Source organism: Hoeflea sp. (genome assembly GCF_039975035.1).
GTDB lineage: Bacteria > Pseudomonadota > Alphaproteobacteria > Rhizobiales > Rhizobiaceae > Hoeflea.
Genome location: NZ_JBDWHW010000219.1, coordinates 1 through 5,271, shown reverse-complemented (window position 1 = coordinate 5,271; position 5,271 = coordinate 1). Strand labels below are relative to the sequence as shown.

General features: G+C 61.8%; 4 protein-coding genes. All 4 read left to right on the top strand.

Annotation, left to right across the window (positions count from 1 at the left end; translation table 11 throughout):
- The first annotated feature begins 84 nt into the window (after positions 1–84).
- Positions 85–2,577 (top strand): SPOR domain-containing protein, encoded by a 2,493-nt coding sequence (locus ABJN75_RS19285; protein ID WP_348441215.1) that lies wholly within the window; start codon positions 85–87, stop codon positions 2,575–2,577.
- Positions 2,578–2,682: 105 nt separating this feature from the next.
- A complete protein-coding gene (gene nagZ / locus ABJN75_RS19280) occupies positions 2,683–3,717 on the top strand; it encodes a beta-N-acetylhexosaminidase (RefSeq protein ID WP_348441218.1) in 1,035 nt (344 codons plus the stop codon).
- Between the two features lie 81 nt (positions 3,718–3,798).
- A complete protein-coding gene (locus ABJN75_RS19275; protein ID WP_348441217.1) occupies positions 3,799–4,599 on the top strand; it encodes a ScpA family protein in 801 nt (266 codons plus the stop codon).
- Positions 4,600–4,667: 68 nt separating this feature from the next.
- A partial coding sequence (gene scpB, locus ABJN75_RS19270) for an SMC-Scp complex subunit ScpB (RefSeq protein ID WP_348441216.1) occupies positions 4,668–5,271 on the top strand: 604 nt, incomplete at its 3' end.

Below are 5,271 nucleotides of genomic sequence, written 5' to 3'. Positions count from 1 at the left end.
ATCCGTTTCGACCTGCCTGCAAATCCACACTCAATCTCGCAGTCACCCTCAGATCCTGCACCGGAAATGATGCGGACTGATGATATGGTTTCCGAGACGCCCGAAGCTTTCGATGATCGCGAAGCCGACCTTGCGGGCAATCCGGAGGGTTTTGATGACCTGCCGGATGCCGTGCCTGCTGCGGACATGAGCGAGCCGCATGTCGCGCAGCCCGTGTTTCCGTTCGGAAAGCCGTTGCCGGTCGATGATCCCGCTGATGCCGCACAGGGGTTCGAGGACTTCCTTTCCACTGAACTCGATGCCTTTGAGCAAGGCATGTCGATGGATCATTCCGGCGCACCGGATGCCCAGGGGCGAGAGGGCTTTCAAAGCGTCAGTCAGACCGGATTTCACGACGATGCGGACCAGGGCGAATGGGATGATGTTGTCACCGATGGAGATCAATCGGCTTTCGACGTGGCGGCCGAAGAGTTGCTTGCCGACCTGGCCGATGATGAGGCTTTGACCGCTGGTGCTGAAGCACCGGTCGAAACGGCCGAAAGCTGGTCCGTGGACAACATTGAGGACGCCATCACCGAGGAACTTGATGAAGAACTCGAGGATATGTTCGGCTTGCCCGATCAGACGGATGGCCGAGCCGGGACGAAACCCGAAGATACTGATAATCTTGATTTCGATCTCGATTTTGATCTTGATCAGGCGCTTTCGGAAACTGCCGCGGAATTCGATGTGGCTGGGGCAGGGCCCATGGAAACATCTGCCTCCAAAACCGAACTGGAAGAGAGTGAAACGCCTGCCGATTGGTACGCAACAGAACAGCCGGAGAGTGTGGCGGTCGAGCACGACGAGATGGCTGAGGCATTCCTGGGGCTGGTTCCCGCAGTTGACGGTCAAATTGGCGAATCCGACGCCGGACCGGAACATCCGATCGGCGCCGACCTGCCTGAGGAGGCAAATTTTGAGCCGCAGCAGGACGATTGGCTCAGCGGGTTTGAAACGTCTGAATCCGAAGATCAATCCGCTCAACCATCTGGCGAGGGCGACTATTATTTCGATGCGCAGCTGATCACCGAGCCCGATACAGCTGTCGAGATGGTTGCTGATATTGACGTGCCCGAAATCGCACAGGACGAGCCACAGCCGGTGGATCCAGATTACGACACCGATATTGAAAGGGAATTCGCCGACATCATCGATGATTCCGATTCGGGCAGCGAAGTTGCGACTGGCACGACATATGCGGCAACCGAGGATTGGAGCCGTGGGGCATCGGCCTCGCGCAGCTATGAAGTTTCCGATGATTACATAGCCTTGGAACGAGAACTCGGCGTCGGGTTGCCCGATCACCCTTATCAGAGTGCTGATGTGCACTCTGATGGACCGGCGGATGGAAACCATGACGGGGAAGTTTTTGTCGACGAACCCGCGGAAGAGGAAACCGGCTCGCGCGGACCTTTTCTGGCTTTGGCCGTCCTTGGCTTTGCTGTTCTCGCAGTAGGCGGGGTTCTGGGTTGGACCATGTTGTCTGGTGACGACACCAATGAGGATGGCGGCCCGCGCATTATCCGGGCGGACAAGGAACCGGTGAAGGTTTTGCCCGAAAATCCCGGCGGTGTGACGGTTCCCAACCAGGACAAGGCGGTTTACGACCGGGTTGCCGGCGGCACTGCGACGTCCCCGGGACAGCCGGCGCTGGTCAATTCGGCGGAAGAGCCGGTGGATGTCGTGCAACGCACTCTCGATCCGGAGGTCCTTCCGCTGGAAGGACGTGGCGACATGGCGGTCAAATCCGAGGAGCGTCTGGCGGCCAGTGGTCCTGACGCGGATGCGGGCACCGACGCCACAGCCACACCGGTGGTGTCGCCGCGGCGGGTGCGCACCATGATCGTCAAGCCGGATGGCTCGATCGTGGCTCGCGAAGAACCGGAGCCAGCGCTCGAGACCCCGACTGCAGCGGAGCAGCCGGTAGCGGCGCCTGCAGAGACCGTGGCAACCCAAACTGCCACGCCGGGTGAACCGGAGTCGGCCGCAGAACCGGTCGAGCAAGCCTCCGCAGCGGCTGCGGCCATAGACCCCGCGCCGGCGACGGACACCTCGTCGGAGGCGGACACAGCTTCCGCGGAACAATCGATAGCTCCGGTCCGGGTGGTCAAGACGCAACCTGTCCGCGCGCCGGTTCCACAAAGCCGCCCGGCGGACCAGCCGGTCACCGTGGTCGGAACCGTGACCCAGGGCGGCAGCGTCGCCACCGGCCAGACAACACCGCCTTCCGCACCGGCTCAGCCGGTGGAGGTTGCCTCGGCGCCCGCAGCCGCAGTACCCGCTGCCAATCCGGGCGGTTACTATGTGCAAATCGCCTCGCAACCGAGCGAAGAGGGTGCGCAGGCATCCTGGCGAACGCTGTCCACTCGCTACAACTCGGTCATTGGTGGCCTCGGCGTGGATATCCAGCGTGCCGATATTCCGGGCAAGGGTGTCTTCCACCGGGTCAGGGTCCCCGCCGGATCCCGTGATCAGGCCAATGCCTTGTGCGCCCGCTACAAGGCGGCTGGCGGAAGCTGCTTCGTGTCGCGCTAAGTATTCCGGCATCACAAGATCGCTCACCAAGCAAGCCGCGCCATCAGGTGCGGCTTGAATGTTTGAAGGACCGATGCAACTCCGGAGCCTGTCAAACGCGGGCCGATCGACTACCATCAGCGTATGAGCGAATCAAAAGCAGTTATTTTCGGATGTGCGGGACCGGAACTGGGACCCGATGAGGTAGCGTTTTTCAAGGAAAACAAGCCCTGGGGGTTCATCCTGTTCGGACGCAATATCGTCAGCTTGAGCCAGGTGGCGGAATTGACCGCCAGTCTTCGCGACTGTATCGGGTCTGTGGATGCGCCGGTGCTGATCGACCAGGAGGGCGGACGGGTCCAGCGCTTCAAGCCGCCATTGGTGCCGCAATATCCGTCAGGTGCGGATCTTGGCGCGCTTTATCTGGCCAATCCCGAAGCAGGATTGCGCGCCGCCTGGATCATGTCGCGTCTTCATGCCTTTGATCTTTATCCGCTGGGGATCACGGTCGACTGCCTGCCTGTGCTCGATGTTCCCGCGCCCGGCGGACACGAGGTGATCGGCAGCCGGGCCTATGGAATATCGCCCGATATGGTGGCCGCCATGGGGCGCGCTGCGGCGGAAGGGCTGAAGGCCGGCGGCATGCTGCCGGTGATCAAGCACATTCCCGGTCATGGCCGTGCCGGCGCCGACACGCATTTCGAATTGCCTCGAGTCGATGCGCCACGAGCCGAATTGTCGGCCCGGGATTTCGCGCCTTTCCGGGCGCTTCGCGATGAGGCCATGGCGATGTCGGCGCATGTTGTCTACACTGACATTGATCCGGTTCAGCCCGCCACCACCTCGCGGCGGGTGGTGGACGAGATTATTCGCTCTGAAATCGGCTTTGATGGCCTGTTGATGTCAGATGACGTGTCGATGAATGCGCTTTCTGGGGATTTCGCGGCCAGGGCAGGTGCAATTTTCGCCGCGGGATGCGATGTCACTTTGCACTGCAATGGCAACAGGACGGAAATGGAGGCGGTGGCCTCGGTCTCGCCTGTGCTGTCGGGAGACGGGTTGCGGCGCGCTGGCGCCGTGATGGCGGCGTTCCAGGAGCCCGACACCAGCGACGAGGCTTCGTTGCGGGAAGAATTCGAGGGGCTGATGGCGGCCTCTTGAGAATGAAAGGCGGCAAGCGTGACCAACGGCAACCGGCAAACCGGTGGCGGACCTGACATAACTCCCGTGGGCAAGACGCCCATGGATGTGATGTGGGAGGATCCCAAGACCGACCGGGCCACCGGCGATCCGTCGCTGGTGATTGATGTCGAGGGATTTGAAGGTCCACTGGACCTGCTGTTGCATCTGGCGCGGACCCAGCGGGTGGATCTGGCCAAGATCTCGGTACTGGCGCTGGCCGAGCAATATCTGCTGTTTGTCGAAAAAGCCCGCCAGTTGCGGCTCGAGCTGGCAGCGGATTATCTGGTCATGGCGGCGTGGCTTGCCTATCTCAAGTCCCGCTTGCTGATCCCGCACAGTCCAAAAGGCGATGAGCCCAGCGGCGAGGAGATGGCGGCGCAGCTGGCGTTCCGGCTCAAGCGGCTTGAGGCCATGCGTGAAGCCGCCACTCGGCTGGTCAATCGCAACCGGCTGGGGCGTGATGTGTTTGCACGCGGTGAACCCGAATCGATGGTGATCGACAAGACCGCCAGTTTTGATGCAACGCTGTATGATTTGCTGACCGCCTATGCGGCACAGAAACAACGCCAGACCGTCACCCAGGTCACCATCGCCCGACGGCGAGTGTGGTCGCTGGCCGATGCGCGCGTGATTCTGGTTCGCCTGATCGGCGAGCTCAAGGACTGGATGGCGCTCGATCAATACCTGATCCGTTATCTTTCGGATCCCGAGGAGCGTGTGACCGCGATCGCCAGTTCGTTCGCGGCAAGTCTGGAAATGGTGCGGGAAGGGCGGCTTGAAATCCGTCAGGACGGCGCTTTCCAACCTATCTTCATGCGGCGCCCGCAACAAGCCGCCGCGAACGCAGGGAGCAAACCATGACCATGAATCCCGGTCACGGAGCGGCGGTTGCCTATGGCGGCCAGGCTGACCAGGCGGAGGATGACGAGATGTCCGGCGATGCGCTTGATGCGCTCAGGGAGCGCGCGCTGGATGAAGCCGAACGTATCGCGGAAGCGCTGATCTTTGCGTCAAGCACACCGGTTGCCGAGAACCTGATCGCCGGCAAGCTGCCCAAGGGCGTGCCGGTTGGCGTGGTGATACAGCGTTTGGCCGCGAGTTATGCGCACAGGGGCGTCAATCTGGTCCGCGTTGGCGATGCCTGGGCGTTCCGGACTGCCGCCGATCTCGGATTCCTGATCCGTCAGGAAGAAACCGAGATCAGGAAGCTGTCGCGCGCCGGACTCGAGGTGTTGTCGACCATTGCCTACCACCAGCCGGTGACCCGCGCAGAAATCGAGGACGTTCGCGGTGTCGCGACCTCCAAGGGTACGCTGGATGTGCTCATGGAAACCGGCTGGGTGCGGATGCGCGGCCGCCGCCGGTCTCCGGGCCGGCCGGTGACCTATGGGACCACGCCTGCGTTTCTCGATCATTTCGGTCTTGAGGACCTGCGCGACCTGCCGGGCATGGACGAACTCAAGGGAGCGGGGCTGTTGTCGGGGCGAGTGCCATCGAACTTCCAGCCGCCGGTTCTGCCTGCCAATGACGACC

Bases quoted from the DNA above. Each gene is read 5' to 3' on its own strand.
- ABJN75_RS19285 (WP_348441215.1), top strand. From the start codon at position 85: ATGGTTTCCGAGACGCCCGAAGCTTTCGATGATCGCGAAGCCGACCTT.
- ABJN75_RS19275 (WP_348441217.1), top strand. From the start codon at position 3,799: ATGGATGTGATGTGGGAGGATCCCAAGACCGACCGGGCCACCGGCGAT.